This window comes from Variovorax sp. EBFNA2, assembly GCF_033802765.1.
Lineage (GTDB): Bacteria > Pseudomonadota > Gammaproteobacteria > Burkholderiales > Burkholderiaceae_C > Variovorax > Variovorax paradoxus_H.
This window is the reverse complement of record NZ_CP138497.1, coordinates 49,639-75,375: the sequence shown is the minus strand read 5'-3', so window position 1 is coordinate 75,375 and position 25,737 is coordinate 49,639. Positions and strand designations below refer to the sequence as shown.

Sequence of the window (25,737 nt, the reverse complement as noted above, 5' to 3'; positions counted from 1 at the left end):
GGTCCTGCATGGTGCAGTTGAGAGTGCTTCCGATGTCATGTTGTCTCCTTTTGATTTGAAAGGTGCACCGAAGCGCCCCGCTCACCGCCGGTGCGTTCCGATTCAGATCTCGAGCTGCCGGGCGGGCCCGGCAGCGCGTCATGCGTGCCGGGTCAGGCTTTCAGTGCTGGCATGCCCGGCCTGTGCGTGCCTTGATGCATGCTCTCCGGCGATCTTTCCGAACACGGCACCTCGAAGCACCGACGTGGCACCCGTGTAGACCTGGTAATAGAGGCCGGCCGCCTCCCCCACGGCGTAGAGGCCAGGGATGGCCCTTCCGTCGTTGTCGACCACCTGCGCCTGCTTGTTCGTCTTCACCCCGCCATAGGTGAAGCAGATGCCCGACATGACGGGATAGGCACAGAACGGCCCGTGGTCGATGGGCCGCGACCAATTCGACTTCTGCGGTTCGATCCCTTCGGTCGCAAGGCCGTCCGTGCTCAGGGGCGAGAACTGCCCTTGCGGGCAGGCGCCGTTGAACGACTCGACGGTCCTGAGCAGGCCCGCTTCGCAGATGCCGCAGGCCCGCGCCAGTTCCGTCAAGGTCGCAGCCTCGATGGGTGGCTGGTCGGTGCGGATGCCCTTCTTCCAGTTGGGCACGTCGTGGATGCGCTGGTCGTAGATCATGTATGCGAGGCCGTCCGGCTGGCTCTTGATGGCGCGGGCGATGTGGTCGTAGTGAACATCGACCGGACCGGGTGCCTCGTCGACGAACCGGCGCCCCTCCTTGTTGACGAGAAGGCCGTAGGAAAAGCTCATCACCAACGGTTCGACCTGGCCTGAACGCGGATCCATCGGCTCTGCGTGATAGGACCCGAAGTCACCCGCCGGCGCACCGCCGGCATCGAGCGCCATGCGAATGCCTTCTCCCTTGTTGTAGTAGCCGCCGCGCGCCACTGGCCGAAGAAAGCGCGCCTCCGGGCCGATGTAGCGGGTGAGCATTTCCGGATTGCCCTCGAATCCACCGCTCCCCAGCACCACGGCCTTGGCTCTGAGCCGCCGCATTCGGCCGTCGGACCCGAAGGTCTGCACGGCCACATGCCCGCCGCCGTCATCGCGCTCCAATGCCTGCGCAGTGGTCTCGTAGCGGATGTCGACACCCAGGCGCACCGCTTCGTCGCGCAGGGCCTCGATCAGCGCCAGGCCACCGCCTACCGGCATGAGGCGAGGCGCCGCTGCGGTCACGAAGTAGGTCGGCAGGGCCGCGAAGCGGATGCCGAACGTCTTCAGCCACTGGACGGTCGGGCCCGCCTGCGCCGCGAGTGTCGAGATCAGTTCGGGATCCGGCATGCCATGCGCCTTGACGTACGCGGGCCAGTCTTCGTAGGCGGCTGCGACGCTCTGGACGATGTTCGGATCGATGTGATGGCCCGCATTGGCCACCAGCAATTCCTCGAAGTCGTCGCTGACCTGGGTCTCGTCCTTCATCCGCAAGTAGGACTCGGTCCAACGCGTGTTGCCGCCAAATTCATCGCTCGTCGCCCGCTCCAGGACGACGACGCTTGCACCGGCCGCGGCCGAGGCTACCGCCGCGCTCAGTCCGGAGATGCCGCACCCGATGACAAGCACGTCGCAGGTCGCGAGAGCCCTATCGTCTTCTTTCATGTCTGCACCTCTTGTTGTTGATCGAGCAAGGCGGCCTCAGTACTTGCGGATGAACGGATCCGGCATGTCGAGATCGGTCGAAATCCAGACGCTCTTGACCTCGAGAAACTCCTTGACGGCTTCCACGCCGCCCTCCCGGCCCAGGCCACTGTCCTTGTAGCCGCCGAACGGCGTGGTGAAGCTCGTGGAGCGATAGTTGTTGATCCACACGGTGCCGGCCTTCAGGCGCTCCGACATGTGCATGGCTCTGTGCAGGCTTTGGGTCCACACGCCGGCGGCCAGTCCAAAGCGGATGTCGTTGCCGATCTGAATGGCTTCTTCCTCGTCCTTGAACTTCAGCACCGACAACACCGGGCCGAAAACTTCCTCCTGCGCAATGCGCATTCCGTTGTCGACACCGGTGAAGATGGTCGGCTCCACGAACTGGCCCGCGCCGAAACCCGGTCCGCTGCGCACATTGCCGCCGAGCACGCATTTCGCGCCCTCGGCTTTCGCCACGTCGATGTAGCTGACCACCTTGTCGAACTGCGGCCTCGTGGCCACAGGGCCGACCTGCACATCGGGCAGCGCCGGGTCGCCCAGCTTGGCTTTGGAGGCGATGGCAATCAGGCGCTCGACAAACTCGTCATGAATGCTCTCCTGCAGAAGAAGTCTTGAGCCCGCCATGCAGGTTTGCCCACCGGCAGAGAAGATGCCCGTGATGACGCCGTTGGCGGCCCGCGCAAGGTCTGCATCATCGAAGACGATGTTGGGCGACTTGCCTCCCAGCTCCAGGGTGACGCGCTTGAAATGCTTGGCCGCGGCGACGCTCACGCGGCGGCCACCTTCGTCACCACCGGTGAACGCCACGCAGGCAACGTCGGGATGCTCAACGAGCGGCTCGCCCACGTCTTTTCCGAATCCCGTGACGACGTTGAATACGCCCGGCGGGAAGCCGGCCTGCGCGAACAATCCGGCAAGCACCAACAACGATACCGACGTATGTTCGGATGGCTTGGCAACCACAACGTTGCCCGCGGCAAGCGCCGGCGCCACCTTCCATGCCGTCAGCAGCAGCGACGAGTTCCATGGCGTGATGGTCCCGACCACGCCGACAGGCTCATAGCGCGTGTAGTTGAAGACCTTGGGCTTGTCCATGGGGATGACGGCCCCCTGGATCTTGTCGGCCAGGCCACCGTAGTAGTAGAAGTATTTGGCCATGTAGGAAACTTGGCCGCGCACTTCGGTGCGAAGCTTCCCGTTGTCGCGCGCCTCCACCTCCGTCAGCTCCTCGACATTGGCATCGATGAGCTCGCCCAGCTTGTGCAGGAGCATGCCGCGCTGGGTCGCCGACATCGTGCGCCACGGCCCATCCATGGCGGCCTTGGCGGCCGCCACTGCACGATCGACGTCCTGACCGTTGCCCCTGGGAAGCCTGGCCCACGGCTCGCCGGAAAACGGATCGAGAGAATCGAACCATTCGCCCGACGCCGGGTCCTTCCATTCATTGCCGATGAAGAGTTTGTATTGCTGCATGGTGCACTCCGTGTGTCTCTGACCAATGGGGTACCTTGGTTCCACTCGGCAGCGCTTCGTGCGTTCGCCTCAGGGCCTTGGTTGCAGGCAGTTTCGGGTTTCGTGCTGGGGCGCACAAACGATTAGTCGTGGTCTTCTCATGACGTTTTGGAATCCATCCGGCGCGTCAACCCGTGGGCGGTTGCCACGGCCTTTCAGCACATGCCTGCCGAATCCGGGAACACGCGCTCGTTCCGGGATTCGATGAACACGCGCCGGTTTGGCGCCAGACGGCGGCTCCCCCGCCTGTGCACGCGGAATGTTCCGGCACGTTTCACATGCTTGGGCAGCACGGCCTGCACGCAGTCATGCGCCATCGCCTCGTAGACCGCAAAGTCCGCAACGCGGCAATGTGCTGCGGATGTTGTCGTGCTGCGTGGTCGGGACCCAGAATCCACCAGGCGTGCGGACGGCCGTGACACGGGTCACGTGATCGCCGTGCGAACGAGCAGTCGTGAAGGAGACGCGGCCCGCAGGGTGTTGGCACGACTCGGATGCACGAGCGCTGCAGCCTCGATCAACAAAGCCTTGACCGCCTTGTACAGTCCCGAGGGCGTTCGCCATCCGGCGCCCTCCTCGCGGCCCTGCTGCCCGACCGACAACAGTGGCCGCTCTGGCGGCGCGGGCTGCGGCGGCAGCAGCTCGATCAGAGGCTGAACCAGGGACAGCACCCGGGCTGTTCGACCTCGACGCCGCACCAGGACCTGCCATGCGTCGTGACGTCCGTGCCCCCGCACGGATGTCAGGTCACCGCACACAGCCTGCAGCAACTGCGAGGGACGCAGAGTCCCATGACGCAGCCATGCCATCGCGAGCTGCAGACGCTGCCTTCGCGGTCCTTCGCCTCGCCGGGCCAGAGCGACCTCGATCGCATCCCAGTGCTCGGGCTGCATCGGTGCGTGCTCGGGCGCGGTGTTTTGCGCGGCCTGCTCGGGCACCACGGCTGCTTCGAAGGGATTGGTCGCGACATGCCCCACCTTCACCCAATGAGAGAACAGCACGCGCGCCACGGCGCGCGCCTGCGTCAACGCCGCCGGTCCCAAGCCCGCCTCGAGCGGTCGCCACAGGGGCGACCAGCGCTGGTGATGGCGTGGCCCGCACCAGTGCGGCGGCGGGGCCGCAAGAAACGCCAGATAGGCCTTCGCATCCTCGCCGTCCATCTGGCACAGTGGCTTGCGCCGCTCGAGCACGGCCCACAGCAGCAGGCGCTCGGCCTCCTTTCGGTAGCCGCGCACCGTGGCAGGCGCGCGGCTCTGTTCGCCCGGTTTGCCGATCCAGGCATCCAGGGCCTCGCGATCGGTCTGGCCTGCCTTGCCCTGACCCTCCAGACCGGCCGGAACATCGAACTTCTCGTAGGGAAGCACCCCGGTGCCCTTGGGCACCACCGAGGCCAGCTCGGCATCCGTCAGTTGGCGGCGCGGTCGCCAGGCGTGATCGCCCGGCCGCACGCCGATGGCCTGCTGGTGCACGCGCAGCCAATCCTGGATACGCGCGGCCTTGCCCTGTCCGATGCCCCTAACGCCACGCCACCACCGGGCGCCACGGGCATTGATTCGCGCCACCAGAGCCTCCAGCGTGACGATGCCGGCGGTCCGCAACCGCCGGGCCATCGCGGGCGCCAGCCAGGCCTCGACCGAATCGGTCGCGCGTGGCGCCTGGGCCACCCGCTGTTCAAGCCAGCGTAGCGCCTCGAGTTGGCGTGCGATGAGACGGGCGCGTCGGGATTGGGCCCGCCGCGCCGCAAACGCCGTTGCCGGCGCCGCGGCCGCACGTGGCGGGTAGGCCTCCTTGTAGGCCTCGATCTGCTCATCCTCGGAGAAGTCCTCCAGCCCCCGTGATAGCGCGAATTCTTCAAGGCTGGGGGGCGGAGCTGCGACCGCCGTGGCCGCCGCTGGGGCAGCCGTGGAGACCGCTTCCGGATTGATCAGGATCAGACGCGCCGTACCCGGGCGCTGCTCCCGATACGCGGCAGCGGCGAAGGCATCCCGGATCCACGTCACCGTGCGCCGGATCGTGCGCAAGTCGGTGGGCTCGCCGGCCACGCGCAGGTAGCGCTCCCAACTGGCGCGCTCGTCCATCCCCTGCACCACGGCACGCATGAACGCAAAGTGCCCGGGGTGCAGACGGCGCAAGGCCAAGGCCCCATCCCGACTTTCGAGGTCGACAGCGCGGTTGATGGGAGGGCGTGGAGCCATGGCTGGAGTGTATATTAATCATCCCTCTCATTTAAAGAGGGAAAGTCGCCTTTCTCGGAGGCTGGTCAGAAATACTTCTTTGTGCGACAAGGAGTTAGCTTCAATCTGCGAAGTTCGATTTCACTTCAAGTAGCCGTCCTAAGCAGGCCCGAAGTGCTCTTGGCGGCACTCTGATCGACCTGCCGCTGCCGACTGGCGAGCCGGACGGGCTGGGGCACCTTGCGGGGTCGCACAGGTGCCGCGGGTTCCGGTGCGGCCCCCAATGCAATGACGACGCGCTCGTGTCGCTGCCCTTTTGCGCGATTGCTCAGCGTGGACTTGCGCCCTCTCCGCATCGGCGAGTAGGCAGTCCTTGCCGCTGATCAACCGAACCAGGCACGGAGAGGCACGGCCTTCGGGTGCCGATATAGATCCAGTTGCCAGTCTTGGGCGAGGCCATCTCCCCTGATCTCAGATCCGCACCCGGCCATTCCTATCGCCCCGAATTCGCTTGCAACGTCATTGAAGACGAGCACGACTTCTGACGTCCCCGCTGCAGCCCAGGCACCGACAGATTGACGAACGAGGGGGTGTGGTTCGGAACCACACCCCCCAAAGGCACGGCAGCGCACGCTGGCCTTAAGCACTCATTCGACGACGCGGACGAACGATCCACCGAGGGTCCCGTGTGCTTGGTCATTGCGGGTGGGTAAATCACGGACGCTTCCGAAGCGCTCCGGCGTAGTGATGCGCCGAGTGGCTCCTTGGCGAAAAAGAGTGCGTGGGCGCAATGGGCCCACGTCCCTTCGCAAGGTCGTCGGTGTCCCTCCCATTGGGGGCATCGTTGCTGCCGCAGTCGATCTGCAGAGCGTTGAGAAACGAGCCGCCCGGGATGGGGATCGTCGGGATACGTGCACGTCGTTCCGACGAGTGCTTTGCTCAACCGCCCAGGACCCGCGCGCCACGCATTCGTCCCAGCTTGCAGTTGCCCTGACGGGGTGGCCCCAGCCCATCCAGGCGGCTCCCGTCCCTGAGTTGAGAAGGCGTGGCGATCTGTGACGGATGGGTGGTGGCCAGCGCCTGGATCCGGTCCCCTTCGCTCATCGCTGGGCCGGATTTGTGACGCGATGCCGCTGTCGATTCTTGTTCTTTTCGGGGTAGCGAGGCTGCCCGCGACCTCGCGCGACGTGGGAGCCCGTGTCGTCATCTCCGCTGGGGCCACAACACTTCATGGCATTTGCAGCCGCGTCTCGCAGGAGATAGGCCCAGTCTGCGCCAGTTTGCGAAGACGTCTGGCCCATCGAACCGCTGGCGGAAATCTACGGGTCCGGCACACCGGGCGTGCTTTGACCGACGCTTCCTGCCCAGTCCGACTGAGGTGTTGAGAAATGAAAAAAGGGGGTGTGGTTCCGAACCACACCCCCTTTTCCGCCCCCACCGACAGCCGGCGTTAGTTCAGTCTCTGCACGAAATCATCAACAAACCGCTCCAACTCCGAGCGGCGTTCTGCCGACAGCGCCACGTTGAACCGGACCGAGCCACGTCCGACCGCGTCATAGACGACGGTCGCCACGCGCCTGCCGTCGGTCTCAAAATGCTTGGACGCGCCCAGGTCTTCGGCCGTCAGCTGGTTGACGAGGTAGGCGAGCACGGCTTTGGAGGAACGGTTGCCGCGCCCCGTGGCCATCTCCTGTGAGCGGCGCTTCAGGCCGTCGGGATCCACCTCGAGCGCCTGGTTCAGCAGCGGCGCCCAACGCAGCTGGATCTCCAGCGGACTGCTGAAAGCGGCCACGACCTCTTCGGGCAGCCGGGCCAGTGCGAGGGATTTGCCGATGTTGCTGTGGTCCAGCCCCAGCTGCGCCGCCAGTTGGCGGTTCGAGCTGAACAGCCCCGTCTCGAGCGCGCGGGCGTACATGACGCCCTGCTCCCACGGTGACAGGTCCTGGCGCTCGCGGTTCTCGCGCTCCATTTCCACGAACAATGAGCGGTCGTCCAGGTTGTCCACCATCGCCAGCACGGGCAGGCCCAGCTCCAGGCAGGCCTGATGCCGGCGGTGTCCGAACACGATCTCATAGCGCGGCGTGCCGTCCACGGCTGGCAGCGCGCGCACCTTGATCGGTTGCACGTTGCCGCCGGCTTCCTGGATCTCGCGCTTGAGCCGCGTGAAGTCGTCGTTCAGGAAGCTGCTGTCGTGGCGATTGGCATAGCGGCTGCGCAGCACCTGGGCGGGATCGAGCAGGCGGGTGGGCTTGGCCTCCTCCCAGCCACGCAGGTCCTCGAGCGCTTCACCGAGCTTGGATTCAAGCTCGCCAGCGCGCTCCGCGCGCTGGCGCAATTCCTCGTTTTCGCGAAGCAAGTCCGAACGCTGGTCGTTGGCGAAAGCCATCATGGCGCCCGGTGCAGTCTTGGGCTGCCGCGCGTCGGGCACCTGTGCATGGGCATTGACCATCGAGGCGAAATCGATCTTCGAGGCTTTGGACTTCAGGCTCATTTCAAACTCCTGCTTCCAGTTCGGACTGTTCGGCCAGTTGACGGGCCCATACCGCTTCCACCTGCTGTTCCACCAGTTCGCACAGGCGGTCATAGGCGTCGCGGGCACGGGCGAAGGTTCTGGAATTCACGGACCCGCGCGGCAGGTCATAGACCGTGCCGAATTCAGCGCTGGCCGTGGCGGCGACCGCCGTCTTGGGGATTTCGATCGGCAGCACCTTGTCGCCGTAGCCTTCGAGCACCCACTGGCGAACCACCGAGCTGGCCGCGTCCGAGGCTTCGACGCGCGAGAGCAGCACGTCGATGAACTCGAAGCTCTTGTTCTTGCCGCGGCTGCGGATCAGCTGATTGCACAGGTCGGAGAACAGATCCCAGAACTGGGCGGAGCTGGCGAAATCCAGCGCCGAGGGCGGCAGCGGCATGATCACGCCGTCGGCCGCCATGAGCGCATTGATCGTGACGTAGCTCAGCGATGGCGGCGTGTCGATGACTATCACGTCGTAGCTCTCGCGCATCGCGTCGAGCCCGCGATCGAGCACCCGCCAGAACTCGAAGCCCGGATCCTTGGCCTGGCGTGCCGGCAGGATGAACTCGGCGCCGTAGAGCAAGGGCGCGGCGCACACCAGGTCGATGTTCGGCCAGTAGGTGGGACGCACCGCGTAGCTCAGGTCCTCTTCCTCACCACCGAACAGCAGCATGGCCGTGTGTTCGGTCTCGACTTCCGCATCCGGCAGCACGCCGAAGAGGGTAGTGGCCGAACCCTGCGGATCCAGGTCGAGCAGCAGCACCTTGTGGCCGCGCATCGACAGGCCCTGGGCCAGCGTGACGGCAGAGGTCGTCTTGGCCACGCCGCCCTTGAAGTTGGCGACCGTAATGGTGATGCCTGCAGCGCCTTCGGGCCGCATGTGGCTCTCGCGCAAGTCGCGCGACCAGGTCTGCGCCTCGGCCATCGTCCACTCGCGACGATTGCCGTGGATCGCGCCTCCCGGCAGATCGCCCCGCGTCAAGCGGTAAGCGATCTTCGACTTGTCGACGCCGCACAGGTCGGCCAGTTGTGCGCTGGTGAGTGAGGGAGCGATCTTGACCGCCGAAGGCGCGAGCATCGCCTTGCGGATATGGTCCATCATGCCGGCGATGCGCTGGGCTTGAAGCTCGATATCTTCGAGCGACTGACGACGGATCGTTTGTTTGATATCCACGCGAAGAAACCTTAAAAGTTTGACTGTCGCGCGATTATGCCCATCACCCTTGAAAAATCGAAGAATCTGCGACTGCTTGCTTGTCCGATTGTTCTCCGAGGGTCCCCTGGGGGGTTGTTTGACTCTACACCTCCCGAGTTCAAATAGAACTCTTAAGAATTCAGATAATTACTGGGCCCTCCTTCTGCCGAAATCCTCAATGGGGACAAGGAGTTGGATGCGTCGACCCATGCCAAGTGTCCGTGGTTTGCTCGGATGCGTCCGCAGATTACTCGCTAGCGTCCGTGTTCTGCTCGCCTCCTGTCCGTGCGCTGCTCGGCCCTGGGGATTTATCCACAGGGCGGTCCTAGGAGCGTGGGACCAGTGCCGATCGGGAGCCGTTTGCCCGCCACGTCCGCGATTTACTCGACCTGTGTGCCCTGAAATTCAGTCCCAGCAGGGACTGCGTCCGCGTTCTACTCGGGATTGCAGCGCGCCTTGGGAGCCATCCGTCCGTGATTTACTCGCCTGGAAGGCGGCCTTGATGGCCAAGCGTCCGTGATTTACTCGGTTTCGGCGGGGCGGTGCTGGCGCAGCGGACGTTGTGCGATGGGTTTGTGTCCAACGCGGCGCGGACATATGATCGTGGCCCATGGACATTCCCGACGTTGCTCTGCCTCCCGCCGCCCCTGGCCGCACGGGTGGTGAGCAGCGGGAACTGCGCAAACCGCACGAGATGATCGTGATGGTGCCGCGCTCGGCCCGCGTGACCTTGACGGCGCGGCGGATCTACACGGTGCTGCTGCAGGTGTCACAGGCTCGGCTGAGTGCTATGCCGACCATGCCGCTGGCGGACTTCCTCTTCGAGGCGCCGCTGGCGGCGGTGTTGCGCACCACGGGTTCGGACGGGACCGACCGCACGGCCGCCAAGCGCTACCTGGGCGAGATGCGCAGCCTAGAAGTCGACTGGGAGTCGACGGCGCCGGGCGATGGCGTGAAATGGCGCGGTTTTTCCATGCTGTCGGAAGTCGCGCTCGAGGTGCGCCGCGGCGAGACCTGGGTCAGCTGGTCCTTTCCGCCGTCGATCATGTCGGCGCTGCGCGAGCCGGCGCGCTGGGCACGCATCGACCTGGATGTGCTGGCGCGCCTGAGCACCTACGCGGCCATCGCCCTGTACGAGATCTGCGTGCGCTACCGCGACAACCCGGGCGGCGTGACCAGTCGCAAGCCGGTGAGCTGGTGGACCGATGCGCTGAGCAACATGCCGGGTGGCGACCGCCGCGAGTGGCGCAAGTTCAAGAACGAGCGCATCAAGGAGGCGGTGGCCGAGATCAACCAGGAGACCGACCTGGAGATCGAACTCATCGAGCATCGCCAGGGCAGGGTGGTCGACGAGGTGCAGTTCGCCGTGCGCCGGCGCCCTCGCAGCGGGACGCAGACGAGTGCACCGCAACCGGTGGATGCGAACCTCGTGATGCGCGCCGAGACCCTCGGCATCAGGGAGATCAAGCTGGACGGGCTGATCAAGGAATTCGGGGATGTGGCGGTGCGCGCCAAGCTCGACATGCTGGAGCGCCGCGCCGCGAACACGTCCCTGCGCGCGGTCGACAACGCCTATTCCTATCTGCGCTCCCTGCTGCGGCAGGGCGGCGCATCGGACGCGCCAGAGGCCGCCGAGGCGGAGGCAGCGGCATCGCCCGCTGCTGGTGTGTCCAATGCGCCGCCACCCGCTGCGGTGACCATGCCCTCGATCAGCAAGGGCGACGACGCTGCCGCGGGGGAACGGATTCGGGCCATGCGCCGCGAGGTCGAGGCGCTCGACAGCGCCGTGCGCCAGCACTGGGTGGAACTGGCGCTGCAGTCGCTCGCTGCCCGAGGTCTGCTCACCGCCGTCATCAGTCGCCGCGCCGCGCAGGGCGATGTGATGCACGGCTTGCTGGGCTCGGTGGTGGTGCAGACCTATGCGACCGCCACCTATGGCGCCGACTGGAACGCGGCGCCGTTGCTGTCACAAGCCGCCTGAGCGCCGGCTGTCGCGCCGCAGGTGTGACGCGTAACGTCACCGGCCTCGGTGCATCGACTATCCAACTGTTTGTGAGTATGCATTCACTCCAGGTGCACGACGCTCTCTGTGCAGTGCTTCTCTCTGGGACATGTCCACGCGGAGCAACTCGGGGCGGAATCAGAGCATGCGCTTTTCACGGCGGAATACCTGCCGCGACCCCTGGTGTGCTTTTGCATCGGCGGCGTCTCACGCGAGGGGACGTGATGTTCTTGCCGACCGCGTCGGGAGCCGGAAAGGAGGAGCTGTCCCGGTATGGACCGTTGGCTTGCAATTGAATATGTGAATGCTCGCTTCATTCGGCGCAACGGCACGACAAGCATGCATCATGCAGGGTGATGAAGAGGGCGCCGTGTGAGGACTCGGCCCATCGCGCCTCTGTGCGACGAATCTGGGGCGGGGCCGGAGAAGGAGTTCTCAGCGCGACCTGCGTTGTTGGGAGTTTACAAGGTGAGCGCTCGCTTTTATTGGTCGAACCTCCTCGCCATACAGATCTGCTCGATGGTGACGCGTTGGTATCGACGGCGTGCGCTTCCTCGGCGCGACGCTGTGGACCGACTTCGAGTCCGCGATCGAGACTGCGATGCTGGCCTACAGTTGTGTCCATGACCCGCATTTCGAAACTGGACGCTCCGAGCGACTACGCCCTGTTCATCGGTGAACTGAAGGCCCGTGTCGCCGCGGCTCGCTTGTCCGCCGCGCGCGCGGTCAACAGGGACCTCATCGCGCTTTACTGGGACATCGGCAAGGCCATCGTGGACAAGCAATCGGCCTTGGCTGGGGTCAGTCCGTGGTCGAGCAGATCGCGCGTGACTTGCGCGCCTCGTTTCCGGGGACGCAGGGGCTTCTCGGCGCGCAACGTGTGGGACATGCGCCGGTTCTACGACGCATACGTGCGCCCGAAGTACTGCGACAGCTTGCCGCAGAAGGCGGCGAGCCGGCGCTGCGGCGTCCGGGGCGCTCAACTGCCGTCGCCTCCGCTGCGACGCGCGACACCGAAGTTCTGCGACAGCTTGTCGCAGAAGTACCCTGGGGGCACCACCTGCTGATCCTCAGCAAGCTGGATGCGCCCGCGCAGCGGATTTTCTATCTGCGCGCATGCGCCGCCTTCGGCTGGAGCCGCAACGTCTTGCTCAATCAGATCAAGGCCGATGCCCACGGCCGGTCGCAGTCCGCGGGCAAGAGCCACAATTTCCCGCTGGCATTGCCCGCCAACTTGGCCGAACAGGCCGAGGAGGCGCTCAAGAGCAGCTACAACTTGGAGTTCCTGGGCATCCGCCAGGCGGTCAAGGAGCGTGAGCTCGAGAACCAGTTGATCGAAAAATTGCGCGACTTCATCCTCGAGTTGGGCTACGGCTTCTGTTTCATAGGCCGCCAGCATCGCCTGACCCTGGGGCGCAACGAATACTTCATCGATCTTCTGTTTTATCACCGCTTCCTGAAATCGCTGGTGGCCGTCGAACTGAAAATCGGGAAGTTCGAGCCCGAGTACGCAGGCAAGATGGATTTCTACCTGAACCTGCTCAACGAGAAGGAGCGCGCCCCCGATGATGCGCCATCGATCGGCATCATCCTGTGCGCGGAGAAGGACAACCTGGAAGTGGAGTTCGCGCTCAAGAGCAAGTCCAACCCGATTGGCGTGGCCGAGTATCAGCTCCAGGACAAGCTGCCGGCAGAGATGAAGGGCAAGCTGCCCACTGCGCGGCAGTTGCAGGGCATCGTGCGCCTGCCAACGCGTACCAACGCATCGCCATGAACCTCTAGATCGTCCTGAAGATGCCGTCAGGTTGTCGTTGCAACCTCGGCCGGTGATCTGACGCCGCGCTTGCGCTGGTACGGCAGTCGATCACTCACGCGGCGCAAGACACATATCCCCGATCCCCCAGTGCTGGCCGGCGTCACGTTCCCTGAACGGTAGGACCGTGCGAGTGCCGTCCGCCGCCGTTGTGGCGGTTATCGCGCGATACTGGTTTTCTCGGGCACAGCGCGGCTCTTGTTTGCATGCCCGCGCCGGAGTGCAGCACGCGCTGCTGCAGCAAGGTACAAATCATGCACAGGAGCGGCCGGGCTACGCGTGCGCAGGTCACTGACGCCAACCATTGAAATTGCATCGCAGGCAACGGGGAACTGCCGCGATGTGCGTTTCGGCCCTGCAGATGCCCAGCCGCAAGGGGTGGGCGACGCGCGGGCGTTTTGCGTCTGAAGCAGCAGTTGATTCGGCGCGCTGGCGCAGAAAAACTTCGCTCCCCGATCTCCAACTTCTTCTGCCATGTCCCTCCTTCCTTTTCGATTGCTGGCCGCACGTCTGTTGTGGGGTGCCGGCCTGCTTGGCTGCGCCAGCCTTGCCTGCGCTCAATCGTCCGGCGCGGCTCGCGCCGAAGCCTCGCCGTCTGCCGCGGCGCCCGCAGCAGTGCAGGGCTGGCCGACCAAGCCGGTGCGCCTGGTCGTCGGCTTCGGCGGCGGCTCCTCGCCGGATTTCGTGGCGCGCGTGCTCGCCGCACCGATGGCACAACGCCTGGGTCAACCGGTGATCGTCGAGAACCATCCCGGCGCGAGCGGCAACATCGCGGCGGACATCGTGGCCAAGTCGACCGATAGGCACACGGTCGGCATCCTCATCAACGGCAACATGACGATCGCCAAGATCCTGAATCCGGCGACCCCCTACGATCCTCAGAAGGACTTGATGCCGTTGAGCATCATCTGCACCGCACCGCTGGTGCTCGCCACGACACCGGAGGTCTCGAAGTCGGAGGGCCGCATCTTCATCGACGCGGCCCGGGCGGCCGGCGCCCGGTGGAGCTACGGCACGCCGGGCATCGGGACCATCGGCCACCTCGGCATGGAACTGCTGAAGGCGCGCACCGGCATGGGCGCCGTGCACGTCCCCTATCAGGGCAACCCGCAAGTCGTCACCGCGTTGATCGGTGGTCAATTGCAGCTGGCGCTGCTGCCCCCAGGCCTCGCACAGGAGCAGGTCAAGGCCGGAAAGCTGCGCGCGATCGGCGTGACCTCGGCGCGCCGCTCCGAACTCGTGCCGGACTACCCAAGCCTGCAGAAAGCAGGCCTGAAGGATTTCGAACTCGAGATCTGGACCGCTGCGGCGGCACCCGCGAGTCTGCCCGCGCCGCTCGCGCAGCGCCTGTCCCAGGTCCTGGCAGAGGTCGTCGGCTTGCCCGAGGTGCGGCAGAAGCTGTTTCAGCACGGCTACGAGGCGGCCGGCATCTCGGGTGAGGCGCTGGTGCGCCGGGTGAAGGCCGACACGGCCGCGCTCACCGAAATCATCGCAAGCCGGGGCATCAAGCTTGAATAAGGAGATCCCCATGAATTCAGAACCGCATCGTCCGAGCGATGGCGAGACCGAGGGCCCAGCCGGTGGTGTGCCCTCGACCCTTCCGGGCGGCGGCGAGGACGCGCAGCGCATCCTTCAATTGCTGCGCGACGAGCTCGACGGCCTGGACAGAACGCTGCTCGAGACCGTGAAGCGACGGCTCGACTGCTGCTGCCGTATCGGCCTGCACAAGCGTGACCATGCGATCCCGATGATGCAGCCCCATCGCATCGGCGTGGTGCAGGAGCGCGCGGCCGCGTTCGGCGCCGAGCACGGGGTGAGCCCCGCGTTCCTGCGCGCCCTCTACGAACTGATCATCACGGAGACCTGCCGGCTGGAGGACGAGATCATCGGTGTGCCTTCGAGCTCGGCATGAAGCCGGCTGTCTTGCGCAGGCACGAGCGCGGGTATCGGACCTGCGAGGGCTCGTGCATGCCGCGAACCATGCAAGGGCCGCGGTCGCGTCCGATCCCCTCGGCGGGTCGATGCGCAGCCGACAGGGTGAACACATGCTGATCTTTTCCACATTGGGCCCTGAGGGCAGCAACCATCACTTCGTCCTCGAGCAATACCTGGCTGCGCTGGGGATCGCGCAGGCCTGTGGCATCGCGCTGTTCGATGACTTCCACAGCGCTGCGCGCGCGCTGATCGCGGGTGAGACGGACCATGTGCTCCAGTGCGCCGTGCATCCAGCGGCTGCCGAGATCACCGGCACGTACCGCACGGCGATGGCGGCAATCGATGCCTTCATTTCTCCGAGTCAGCCCATGGCGCTGGTGCGGTCCAAGGCAAACGGGGAGGGCGCCGGCAGGGTGGGCGTGCAGCCTGCCACACAGACCTACGCGGACCTTTCCGGCTGGTCGACCGTCGTCCACGAGCCGACGGTGCTCGCGGTCCAGTCCGGCCTGGCGCAAGGCCGCTACGACGCGGGCATCGTCTTCGCATCCTTCGCGGCGGCGCATGCGAGTCGCTTCGAAGTGGTCGAGCCCATCGGCACCGTTTGCGATGCATGGATCGTCTACGGACGTCAGCCCGTGGACGAAGGCCGGGCCGTGGTCTGGAGCGATGGTCCGGCCGCTCGGCAGTTCAGGGCACGGATCGGGCAATCGTCGGGGCAGGGCGGTCGTTGAAGCCATCATCGGCGCGAGCAAGCAGGGCAAGCACGATCGGATCTGACGCTCGGCCAGTGCGACAACGTCTCATGCTTCACTCCCCACCGTGTGCAGTTCTGACCGCTTGGTGGCCGCCGCGCTTTGGATTCCTGGGGCGTGGCGTCTCGCGTGTGCTTTCTCGCACAAACTGTGCGAGAAATTTCGGCGTGGTGGCCCCGTGAAACTGGCGCCTTGGGCAGCCAGCCCTAGATGTGCATCGACATGAGGCATCACTTCCAACAGAACCATGGGCCGTCCGCACGATGGCCATCGATCTGGCATGAGGGAGTGTCTGAGCCTTGTCGATGCGCCCTTGGCTCTGGATTGGACTGACCATCATCTTGGGTCTGCTCGGGCTGCCGTGTGGGCCGCCGATGGCTTTTCATGTACTGGGGTGAGCTTCTGAGGTCGATCCCGAAGCGCCGACAAAGGGCTTCCAGTGCACTTGCTGCGGGCGAAGCTCCACGGCTGAAGTCGGCCATGAATAGACCTTCGACGCTGTGGCACGATCTGGCCGCAAACCCCTGCTCCCAACAGTGGTCGTCCCCGCCGGCCGCTAGAAATCATGTCAACAGAGCTATCGCTATCGATGCCTGATTCCGGTCCCTACCTCGAGGGTAGGTCCATCAGTCTGCGGCGCCTCTCAGACGAGGCGCAGTCGTATGAATTTACGGACGCACCACCGCAGCGATGCTCGGTCGCGCGGGTTGCGGTGATCACCCGATGAAGCGCCTGAATGTCTTCACAGCCCTGCTGTGGCTCGGCATCACCCTCGGTTCGGCCAACGCAGCGCCGCCGAGTTACCAGGAGCTGTATGCCAATCCGGGACTCACGATGCCGGTGCAGCCGACCTGGAAAATGCAGCCGGTGGATGCGCAAGCGCCGCCGTGGGACGACATCTTCACGTTCACCATCGGCATTGCTTTCAACCTGGTTGACCGGGTGCGTTGGTTGAGCCTGAATCCGAACAAGCACAGTGAGCTTGCCCCCGGGCTGTTCGATTCGCTCGAGGGGCGTGCGCTTTTTCTTTCACCGAAAGCGCTCAGCTTCTGCGACGGCCGGTGGCAGGTGGTGCGGCAGACATCTATCTCCCTCAATCCCGCACTACAGCCGGTGCACCGCGTGTGGCTGGTGGAGCGAAAGCCTGGAGGCGCACTGCAGACCGCCTCGTCCATCGCGCGCATTGATGAGCAAGGCCAATGGACTGTTCCGCCCGTGAGTTGCGATGGCAAGGAGACGATATCGATCAACTCCCCCGGCGGCCTCTCTTACCTGATGCCGGGCGAATTCACGCAAGGGGCTTCCGAGCTGCAGGTGGGCACGGTGTACGCACAGCCCGGCTTGCGCGATGCACGGGGACACTGGCGCACCCCGGCCCCGCCGCGGGATATCACCACTGCGCAATGGATGGACTACAAGCTGCAGATGGTGACACCTGGCTCCACGGGCTCGGGCCTGATCGACGCGAGAGGAAGAATGGTGATTCCGTTCATCTTCGGCGATTTGCCCGATGTGACTGCCAAGCGGCGCGTTCAGCTGTGCACTGCCGTTGGGCTGGATCTGCAACGCAATGCCAGCACGCCCCGTGTGTGTCGCTGGCAGCGGCTGCGCGGCAGCCATGCCGACCCTGCGCTGCGGCCGGTCAAGGAGGTGAGCACCGGCCGCTGGGGGTACCAGAACGCACAGGACCAATGGGTGATCGCGCCGCAATTCCGCGAAGCGCGTCGGTTCCGAAATGGCTACGCCGTTGTCGCAAACGAGTTCCCACAGGACTGGCGGCCGCCCGGATGGCAAGAGAACCGCCCGATCATCCGACAATTCGCTCGCATGGGCCGCTATTGGGTGGCTGAAGCCCTGGTGCACAACGCTTCCACTGACGGGCGATGGGTCATTCGGTTTGGCCTGTTGAACGATGCGGGGCAATGGCTTGCCCCTGTGGCGCAGCCTGCGCTGCACCTGACCGCGCTGGTTCCGCCCGGTGGTCGCAGCGGCCACTATGCCCAGATGCTGGCCACCCACTTGCCACACCTGCTGGGTCGGAACGTGCAGGTCGATCACGTGCCCAAAGCCACCGAGGCCGAGTATCGCCGGCTGATGACCGAGGGCGGCAACGAAAAGGTCCTGCTCGCCGCACTGCGGCTGCCGCGCGGAGGCATCCAGGGCGTGCACCAGGCCGCGCCGATCGATGCGCTGATGCATTCCCTTCGCCCCGTCACGCTGCTGGCGTCGGAGCCTTTGGTGCTGGTCATCGACAGCACGAAGGCCGACACGCTGGGCATTCACAGCACGGATGACCTGCTGGCCTACGCACGGGCCCACCCTGGCAGCCTGCGCATCGGCACGGGCGACGACGGCTGGACGGGCCACCTCGCCTTCGGCCAGTTCCGCGCACTGAGCGGCGTCGACGTGCAGCGCGTGGTCTTCAACGGCATGCACCCCGACTCGGACGTCATCACCAAAGCGCATGCGGTGGACCTGCTGTTCGCGCCAGTGAACGGCGTGAAAGTGGCAGTACAGCGCGGCCAGTTGCGTGTGCTGGGCACCACCGCCGACCCGGCGCACCCCCAGAGCTTCGAGGGTGTGCGGTGGCCGACGCTGGCTTCGAGCGCGCCCTTGACCGGCTACACGGCGTACGACCACTTCAGCCTCTGGGCGCCCGCGAATTCGGATGCCGCGTCCAATCGCCTGTTGCAGGAAGCCGTGGCACAGGTGCTCGCCAAGCCCGAGGTGCAGAAGCAACTGCAAGACCTTCAGGTCGTCGGCGGAGGCGGTTCACCAGAAAGCTTGCTGCAACTGGAAGACGAAGAGCGCGAAGACTGGAGTCGTGCGCTCTCATCATCGCCGCGTTGATTGCTCTGCCTTCAGATGTGTGTTCAGGCATATGCCAGGAAGGGCCGAAGGTCTGCCGTGCGAGCCGCGGGCGCAGCGATGGCATGTCGTGCTGCTGGACGAGCTGGTGCGCATGCCGACAGAGGTCCTGCATCTGCCGGTGTCGAAGGAGCCACGCCTGCGCCGTCTGATGGATGCACTGATGCGCGACCCGTCGGACCGGACCACGGCAGCGCAGTGGGCGTCGCGCCTGGCCATGAGCGAGCGGACGCTGCCCCGCCTGGTGCAGTTCGAAACGGGCAGGTCCTTCGGCCACTGGAGCCAACGTCTGCGGCTGATCGTTGCGCTGCAATGGCTGACCTCAGGCCTCGGTGCAGCAGGTGGCCCGTGACCGGGGCCACGACCTGATGTGTGCCTTCATCGCCATGTTCAGGAAGGCCATGGGCCAGCGACCGGCGCGCTATCTTGCGCAGCGCCGCTAGAACCTGCGCGCGTAGCGCAGCTGCAGGAAGTTCTCGCCGGGGTTGGGGTGCTTGATGCCTGCGTTCGAGAAATGCTCCAGGCGCAGCGCGATCTCGTGTTCTCGCTTCGCGCCGAAGCTGTGGCCGACCGCCAAGTGCGTGCTGAAGTTGACGCTGGTCGAGAAGCTCTTCTGCCGGGTCCTGTAGCGCGACGAGGTGGCGGTCAGCCCCACGCCGGATTCGAAGAACCACGGCGAGGCGCCTTCGTCAGGGCGGTAGCGCAGCACGGGCACCAGCGCGAGCTGCGACAGGTGCGACAGCCCGGCGCGGTCTTCCGACTGGATCCGCCAGTACGCGTACGAGGCTTCCAGGTAGCCTGTGAGTTCGCCCGACCCCAGTTGCCACCGGTAGGGGAGGTCCCAACCGAGGCCGACAGTCAGCGTGCGTGTGCTGTCGGCCGATCCGGTCTGCACGAAGGCGGAGGTGGGAGCGGTCCATGCCTGGGCAGCGGCATCGCCGGCGTGAAGGAGACACAGTCCGAGGCCCAGCCATGCGCTGGCCTGGAGTGCGCGGCGCCAAGGCGCAGTGAGGTGGGGAAAGGTGAGGGCGTTTGACATCGCCCAAGCGTAGAAAAAACCGAACCGGATTGCATGCGCCAAAAGAGAGAGCCGGGGTCCTCTCCATGGTTGTGCGAAGGTGTGGATGCAGACCTCACCCCGCACGTGCTTGGCACCGGACCCACTGTGCACACGCCTTGTTCGCTGACAAGCCGATGCGGCCGAGGAATCACTGTACGAAACCCACAAGCGCTTCGTGTTCGCTGCGCGTCTTGCATGCCGACAAGACGCCGAAAGCGATGCTCCACCCAAGTGCAGACAAGACCAGAGGCACCTATGTCTGGGCCTATGCTCAGTGGCGCCCTCGATGCAATGTTGGACCTGATCTACAACTTTTGCGTCGGGCGGGACGCGCAATTTCTCATCGCTTACCTCGGTCAAGCGGGCAGCGATGAGGTCGGCGCGGCGGGTTGGTGCGCGACGAATACAAGTCATCGGCAGCGTGTTGAGAGGGGTGCCGGACCGCATGGGCGCCGGCTGTTTGGCGTACGAGCGCACGATGGTCGCGGTGACACCCGATGAACAGTCGGCGGTGCGCTCGTTGGCGCGCGAGCGCTGTGGGAGCAAAGGCATGCCGGCCCGTGCTGGAGCGATGTCACGTGCCTGAGCCAGTGAAACGGCCAAGGCGATCGACGCATCTGAATGCCGCGTTGACGAGTCAATCGACCAATAACTGCGCAGCGGTGATCTTTCTGGTTGAAGGAGTTGTCAGCCCTTGCTCAGATTTAGATGCAACTGACCTCAGCTTCTTTCAGCGAGGCGCTCAGACCGATCGCGACGCCGGGGCACAGGCAGAGATCACTCAGGGCCAAAGGCTCGGGCTTCGCGCCCCAGCGTTCCATAAAGCCACCCACGGTCGTACACCAGGCCACCGCCATTGCCCTTTCCCGTCCTGAACGCTGAAAGCCGTTGCCCGGTGGCCGGATCCAAAAGCACGAGGCCTTCTTCTTCGCAAAGCACGCCCAGTGCACTACCCATCATGGCTGGTCGCCCGCGGATACCGCCCTCGAGGGCGCAGTGCCACTCGCTCTTGAGCGAAAGCTTGCTCTTGAAGAAGGATCGCACGCGCTGGATCGAGGCACAGCCCACACGTCCGCAATCCGTGGCGAAATAGATGCGATCGCCCGAGAGCAACATGTGCCCATCGATCGCCTCCTGTTCCTGCAGCTCCAGCTTCGAAAGCTGAACACCCGTCTGCAAGGAATAGGCTCTGAGTGATCCGCGGGCACCGATCACAACCGTCTGCTCTCCGACAAGCGGATGAAACATCCACTCCCGACTGTCCACGGCCCAGAGCGACCGGCCACTCGACGCCTCCAGGCAATGGAGGCGGACCCCTGCATCCTTTGGGAGCACTGTTGCGTGGACGATGCGTTCGTTGTTCGTCGCGATGCCATAGCTATGCCCATGGTTCTCGAAGGTCCACACGATCGAACCCGTGCGTCGATCGAGGCACCATGTCTTCGATGCGCGCCCTCCGGTTTCTGCAACCACGAGGCGATCGTTTGCAACAAGGCACGGCTTCCCCATGTTGCTATCTCCGCATCTGCCATCCCAAAGCTCTTTCCCATCGCTGTCGTAAGCGTGAACGGTTCCGCTGAAGCTGCTGACATACACCGATCCGTCCGAGGCAAGCACAGGCTCGTTGACGACATGGGGGATGGCCCTTCGCCAGCGCTCCTGGCCCGTGACGCGATCGAGCGCGACGAGCGCGCTCTCGTAGAAATCGGCCTTGTCGTAATGGAAGGCGACGAGCACTGTGTCCTCGCCTGCGACTGGGTTGCGGGCGCCGACCTCGCGTTCCTTCGGCAGCCTGAAAGTCCAGATCGGTTTCATACACGTATTTCCACAATTGCATCCAGAAGAAGGTCCCCGGTACGCGCCCTTCCCAGATCGACGATCCGGGCCATGTCGCAGGGGCCATGCATGGGTGTCTGTCGCCGCCGCCGAGCGCAGATGCCATCGGCGGCTACCACCTTTCGCAACGATAAACGAAGCCGTGGGCCCCGAGTCCCAATGCCCATGCGAGACCTTCCAGGTTGCCCAGCGAGGCGTTTGCGAACTTGACCGTCCACGCGATCGACGGTGTTCCGCGGCTTCATGCCTCGAAGCGCAATGCCTCAGGGGCGCACGCCCCTTTCCGCGCCGCCGGATAGTGCCCAACGCAAGCAGTTGCGCGGAAGGTCGTTTTCAGGTCAGCCATGTTTGTCTCACAATGGCCAGACTTGCTGCTTCTGCGAAGGGTTTGTGCTCATGCGAAAGGTCCGGTCACCGTCCCCATTCCCCACAGCGCACGCGCCGAAGCTGCCGGCATCGATCACGCGGGTGCGGCCCCGACAGCCGGCGCCCGTTGTGCGCAGCCTGTCCACGGCGCGCATCGGCGCGCAGGTGAGGGCACTTCGCATGGCCGCTGAGCTGTCCGGCGGCGAGCTCGCAAAGACCTCAGGGATTTCTGCCTCGATGCTGTCGCGCATCGAACGCGGTCTGGTTTCGCCGTCGGTGGAGACCTTGGAGCGCCTCGCGCAGGCGCTCCATGTTCCGACGTCGCGCTTCTTCAGCGACCAGGCGCGGCGCACGGACTTCTGCCATGTGCGTGCCGGACAGGGTGTCGTCGTCGATCGCATCGGCGCTGTTTCTGACTACCGCTACGAACTGCTGGGGCACCTGCTGTCGGGCAATCTCTTCGTCGAGCCCTACCTGGTCACGCTGCTGCCGGGAGCCGATCCCTACGTGACATTCCAGCATCCGGGTCTCAAGTTCCTCTACTTCCTTTCCGGGGAAGTGTCCTACCGCTATGGCGGCAAGGTGGTCCAGGTGAAGGCAGGTGACTCGCTGCTGTTCGAGGCGACGGCGCTGCACGGGATCGAGGCCATCGCGGGTGGCCCGGTGTCCTATCTTTCGGTGGTGCTCACCCTGCGCGAATAGCGGTGGGTGCTTCCCGCCTCTGTGGCGCTGCGGCGCGATCGCCCATTCCATCCGCTCTGCCGGCAATGCCGCTGGCGTATGCCGAGGTCCGGAGCGTCACCGTTTTTCTTTCGACTGGACATCACGCTTCAAATGCGAGATGTATGCGCTTCGTGCCCCCTGAAGTCGCCGCTTCGTCTGCTGCAGCGCGAGGGCTCCCCACCGAGTGCCCCGCGGCTCGCAGTCCCGCAATCCCCCGACGAGGTGCACTCGACGCCGTGCTATCACGAGCGCTGGGTCGCGAGGCCTTTCTCATAGGAGCTAGGACGAGTGCGCTCGATCGTTCGCCGCGATCAGGTGCCTGCCGTACCGCGTGTGGTGGAGGTGATCGGCGGCGCCACTGGGTGCTGCGTCGAACGAGAGCTTCTCTCACGTGGCCATCCACGCCGCGTCATCCGAGGGGCAGTCCAGATCCACACGGGTGAGCGTCGGCGCAGCCGCTTGGACGATGCGGTGATTTCGCTAGCGATCGACCTGGATCTTGGCGTGTCCACGCAGGACTCGGACGACATCGTTGCTGCCATGGGCTGCCGCTGGGAGGACAGAGTTGCTACGCCGGCATCCGCTTCGCAAGCGCATGTTGCGCAAGCTCCGGGCCCTTTCTGCGTACACCGGGACGATTCTCCCGACAGCAATCGTGCCTTGCGAGCACATGAAGAAGGTCTTTGCCCGAGACGACCTTCCGCTGTAGCTCCCTGACATGCGAGTGGGAAGTGTGACGCGATGCCACGCTGGTGGGCACTGAGAGTGTTCAACCTTGCAGCAATGCAGCGGGAAAACCCGCACGCCAGCGCCCCGCGACCGGCCTGCGCTCCTGTCAGCAGCGCTCGCGGCGCATGGCACGGCATTTGCCCTTTCATCCATGGAGACAGTGCCTGCCGGGCGCATCCAAGACTCAAATTCCACCCCCTCGAGGAGACACCATGCAGATGAAGCTTTTGACCGTTTTGATTTCCTTTGGCCTGGCTGGCGCCGCTCACGCCCAGGTGACCGACAAGATGATCCAGTCCGAAGCCACCGCGAGCGGCAACATCCTGACCTGGGGCATCAACACCCAAGGCCAGCGCTATTCGCCACTCAAGCAGGTCAATGTCGGCAACGCCGCCAAGCTGGCCCCGGTATGGGCCTTCTCGTTCGGCGGAGAGAAGCAGCGCGGACAGGAGGCCCAACCGGTCATCATGAACGGGAAGATGTTTGTCACGGCGTCTTACTCGCGCATCTTTGCGCTCGATGCCACCACGGGCAAGAAGCTGTGGAAGTATGAGCATCGGCTCCCCGAGGGAATCATGCCCTGCTGCGACGTGGTGAATCGCGGCGCAGCGCTCTACGACAACCTGGTGATCTTCGCGACGCTCGATGCCCAACTCGTGGCGCTGGACCAGAATTCCGGTGACGTGGTGTGGAAGGAGAAGATCGACGACTATGCCGCCGGCTACTCGGCCACCGCCGCACCCATCGTCGCCAATGGGGTATTGCTCACGGGTGTCTCGGGCGGCGAGTTCGGCGTGGTGGGCCGCGTCGAGGCGCGCGACCCGAAGACGGGCAAGCTGCTGTGGATGCGGCCTACCGTGGAAGGCCACATGGGCTACACCTACGACAAGGATGGCAACAAGAAGGAAAACGGCATTTCCGGCACCGTCAACAAGAGCTGGCCCGGCGACCTGTGGAAGACCGGCGGGGCCGCCACCTGGCTAGGTGGTACCTACGATGCCAAGACAGGGCTGGCCTACTTCGGCACCGGCAACCCGGCCCCATGGAACAGCCATCTGCGCCAGGGTGACAACCTCTTCTCGTGCTCCACGGTGGCCATCGACGTAAAGACCGGGCAGATCAAGTGGAGCTACCAGAGCACGCCCAACGACAGCTGGGACTTCGACGGCGTCAACGAGTTCGTGACGTTCGACATGGACGGCAAGCGCGTCGGTGGCAAGGCCGACCGCAACGGCTTCTTCTACGTGAACGACGCCAGCACCGGGAAGCTGATCAATGCCTTTCCGTTCGTCAAGAAAATCACCTGGGCCAGCGGCATCGACCTGAAGACCGGCCGGCCCAACTTCATTCCCGAGAACCGCCCGGGTGACCCGACGGCGGGCGCCGACGGCAAGAAGGGCAGCGCCGTGTTCGCCGCACCGGGCTTCCTCGGCGGCAAGAACCAGATGCCCATGGCCTACAGCCCCGATACCAAGTTGTTCTACGTGCCGGCCAACGAATGGGGCATGGACATCTGGAACGAACCGGTGGCCTACAAGAAGGGTGCGGCCTACCTGGGCGCGGGCTTCACGATCAAGCCGCTCAACGAGGACTACATCGGCTCGCTCCGCGCCATCGACCCGAAGACCGGAAAGATGGCCTGGGAAGTGAAGAATGGCGCGCCGCTCTGGGGTGGTGTGTTGACCACCGGCGGCAACCTCGTGTTCTGGGGCACGCCAGAGGGTTACCTGAAGGCAGCCGACGCCAGGACGGGCAAGGTGGTCTGGGAATTCCAGACCGGCTCGGGTGTGGTTGCGCCGCCTGTCACCTGGATGCAGGGCGGGGAGCAGTACGTGAGCGTGGTCTCGGGCTGGGGCGGCGCGGTGCCGCTGTGGGGCGGCGAGGTGGCCAAGAAGGTCAACCTGCTTGAGCAGGGCGGCATGGTGTGGGTCTTCAAGATTCCCGGCGCGGGTGGCACGCGCACGGCCCAGGCCGGTGGTGCGGCGAAAGTCGCCTCCAACTGAGGCGCCGCCATGAGCAAGATCAACAAGAGCGTGGCCGCAGGGCTCACGCGAAGGGCGTTCGCCGGTCGCGCGGTGGTCGGCACCTGCGTCATCGCCATCGTTCCGGCGGCCGCATGGGCAGCAGTGCATGCAGAGGAGTCCGACGAGACCTCAGTCGCGCTGGGCTACAAACACGACACGAAGAACGTCGACAAGAAGAAGTACCCGAAGCACGACGTGTCGCAGCGCTGCGTGAACTGCGCGATGTGGCAGGGCGCGGCGGCCGACCCCTGGGCGGGCTGTGCGATGTTCGGCCGCAAGCACATCGCCGCGCAGGGCTGGTGTCTGGCGTGGGCCAAAAAGCCGGGCTGAGCCTGTCCTTCGAGCGGCGGTCCGGGGTGGCGGCACCCGAGCCGTTGGGCCTCGCAATCGTGGCAACGACACGGCCCGCGCGTCGCTTCGCGCGGGCCGGTTCAACCGCCTGGCGTACGGACCTGGCCTGGGTGGTGGCCGTCACCCTCGCCGTCGCCTTATTTGCGCCTCATCAAGGACAAGCTCGGCCTGTGCACCACGGCGGCGATGGTGCACC

At 64.9% G+C, this 25,737-nt stretch carries 17 protein-coding genes and 1 pseudogene; 11 read left to right on the top strand and 7 right to left on the bottom strand.

Annotated elements, in window-relative coordinates; genetic code table 11:
• Positions 1 to 138: 138 nt before the first annotated feature.
• From tcuA to RZE79_RS30735, 5 genes are all read right to left on the bottom strand, one after another.
• Entirely contained in the window at positions 139 to 1,644 is a 1,506-nt protein-coding gene (gene tcuA, locus RZE79_RS30755) for an FAD-dependent tricarballylate dehydrogenase TcuA (RefSeq protein WP_319362031.1), read from the bottom strand.
• Between the two features lie 36 nt (positions 1,645 to 1,680).
• On the bottom strand, positions 1,681 to 3,159 hold the full coding sequence (locus RZE79_RS30750; RefSeq protein WP_319362030.1) for an aldehyde dehydrogenase: 1,479 nt from the start codon (positions 3,157 to 3,159) through the stop codon (positions 1,681 to 1,683).
• A 464-nt stretch (positions 3,160 to 3,623) separates the two neighbouring features.
• Positions 3,624 to 5,336, bottom strand: coding sequence for a phage integrase family protein (locus tag RZE79_RS30745; protein WP_319362029.1), 1,713 nt, complete (start codon positions 5,334 to 5,336; stop codon positions 3,624 to 3,626).
• A 1,486-nt stretch (positions 5,337 to 6,822) separates the two neighbouring features.
• On the bottom strand, positions 6,823 to 7,863 hold the full coding sequence (locus RZE79_RS30740; protein ID WP_319362028.1) for a ParB/RepB/Spo0J family partition protein: 1,041 nt from the start codon (positions 7,861 to 7,863) through the stop codon (positions 6,823 to 6,825).
• A 1-nt stretch (position 7,864) separates the two neighbouring features.
• Positions 7,865 to 9,061, bottom strand: coding sequence for a ParA family protein (locus tag RZE79_RS30735; protein ID WP_307587995.1), 1,197 nt, complete (start codon positions 9,059 to 9,061; stop codon positions 7,865 to 7,867).
• A 631-nt stretch (positions 9,062 to 9,692) separates the two neighbouring features.
• Here RZE79_RS30735 and RZE79_RS30730 point away from each other — a divergent pair.
• From RZE79_RS30730 to RZE79_RS30700, 8 genes and pseudogenes are all read left to right on the top strand, one after another.
• Positions 9,693 to 11,063, top strand: a complete 1,371-nt coding sequence (locus tag RZE79_RS30730) for a replication initiation protein (RefSeq protein ID WP_319362027.1) — start codon at positions 9,693 to 9,695, stop codon at positions 11,061 to 11,063.
• Between the two features lie 377 nt (positions 11,064 to 11,440).
• Positions 11,441 to 11,953: pseudogene (locus RZE79_RS34795) on the top strand (hypothetical protein); the annotation flags it as partial.
• Positions 11,893 to 12,858 carry a PDDEXK nuclease domain-containing protein gene (locus tag RZE79_RS30725; RefSeq protein ID WP_319362026.1) on the top strand — a complete coding sequence of 322 codons (966 nt, stop codon included), beginning with the start codon at positions 11,893 to 11,895 and terminating at the stop codon, positions 12,856 to 12,858. The pseudogene RZE79_RS34795 and the gene RZE79_RS30725, both read left to right, overlap by 61 nt.
• 513 nt (positions 12,859 to 13,371) lie before the next feature.
• Positions 13,372 to 14,415, top strand: coding sequence for a tripartite tricarboxylate transporter substrate binding protein (locus RZE79_RS30720; RefSeq protein WP_319362025.1), 1,044 nt, complete (start codon positions 13,372 to 13,374; stop codon positions 14,413 to 14,415).
• Positions 14,416 to 14,425: 10 nt separating this feature from the next.
• Positions 14,426 to 14,809, top strand: a complete 384-nt coding sequence (locus tag RZE79_RS30715) for a chorismate mutase family protein (RefSeq protein ID WP_319362024.1) — start codon at positions 14,426 to 14,428, stop codon at positions 14,807 to 14,809.
• Positions 14,810 to 14,942: 133 nt separating this feature from the next.
• The gene (locus RZE79_RS30710) at positions 14,943 to 15,563 is read left to right on the top strand and encodes a hypothetical protein (RefSeq protein WP_319362023.1); all 621 of its coding nucleotides are present in this window, start codon (positions 14,943 to 14,945) and stop codon (positions 15,561 to 15,563) included.
• A gap of 744 nt (positions 15,564 to 16,307) precedes the next feature.
• Positions 16,308 to 18,434, top strand: coding sequence for a tripartite tricarboxylate transporter substrate-binding protein (locus tag RZE79_RS30705; RefSeq protein ID WP_319362022.1), 2,127 nt, complete (start codon positions 16,308 to 16,310; stop codon positions 18,432 to 18,434).
• Positions 18,435 to 18,522: 88 nt separating this feature from the next.
• Complete coding sequence (locus RZE79_RS30700) at positions 18,523 to 18,804, top strand: AraC family transcriptional regulator (protein WP_319362021.1); 282 nt, start codon at positions 18,523 to 18,525, stop codon at positions 18,802 to 18,804.
• A gap of 87 nt (positions 18,805 to 18,891) precedes the next feature.
• On the opposite strand, the gene RZE79_RS30695 is transcribed toward RZE79_RS30700, so the two are convergent.
• Positions 18,892 to 19,491: an acyloxyacyl hydrolase gene (locus RZE79_RS30695; protein WP_319362020.1), complete on the bottom strand. Its 600-nt coding sequence runs from the start codon at positions 19,489 to 19,491 to the stop codon at positions 18,892 to 18,894.
• Between the two features lie 798 nt (positions 19,492 to 20,289).
• On the bottom strand, positions 20,290 to 21,327 hold the full coding sequence (locus RZE79_RS30690; protein ID WP_319362019.1) for a PQQ-binding-like beta-propeller repeat protein: 1,038 nt from the start codon (positions 21,325 to 21,327) through the stop codon (positions 20,290 to 20,292).
• Positions 21,328 to 21,894: 567 nt separating this feature from the next.
• Between RZE79_RS30690 and RZE79_RS30685 the strand changes: the two genes are divergently transcribed.
• The 3 genes from RZE79_RS30685 (at position 21,895) to RZE79_RS30675 (ending at position 25,520) form a co-directional block, all read left to right on the top strand.
• Positions 21,895 to 22,416: an XRE family transcriptional regulator gene (locus tag RZE79_RS30685; RefSeq protein ID WP_319362018.1), complete on the top strand. Its 522-nt coding sequence runs from the start codon at positions 21,895 to 21,897 to the stop codon at positions 22,414 to 22,416.
• 962 nt (positions 22,417 to 23,378) lie between these two features.
• Positions 23,379 to 25,169, top strand: a complete 1,791-nt coding sequence (locus RZE79_RS30680) for a PQQ-dependent methanol/ethanol family dehydrogenase (protein WP_319362017.1) — start codon at positions 23,379 to 23,381, stop codon at positions 25,167 to 25,169.
• A 9-nt stretch (positions 25,170 to 25,178) separates the two neighbouring features.
• Positions 25,179 to 25,520: a high-potential iron-sulfur protein gene (locus RZE79_RS30675; RefSeq protein ID WP_319362016.1), complete on the top strand. Its 342-nt coding sequence runs from the start codon at positions 25,179 to 25,181 to the stop codon at positions 25,518 to 25,520.
• The last annotated feature ends 217 nt before the right edge of the window (positions 25,521 to 25,737 follow it).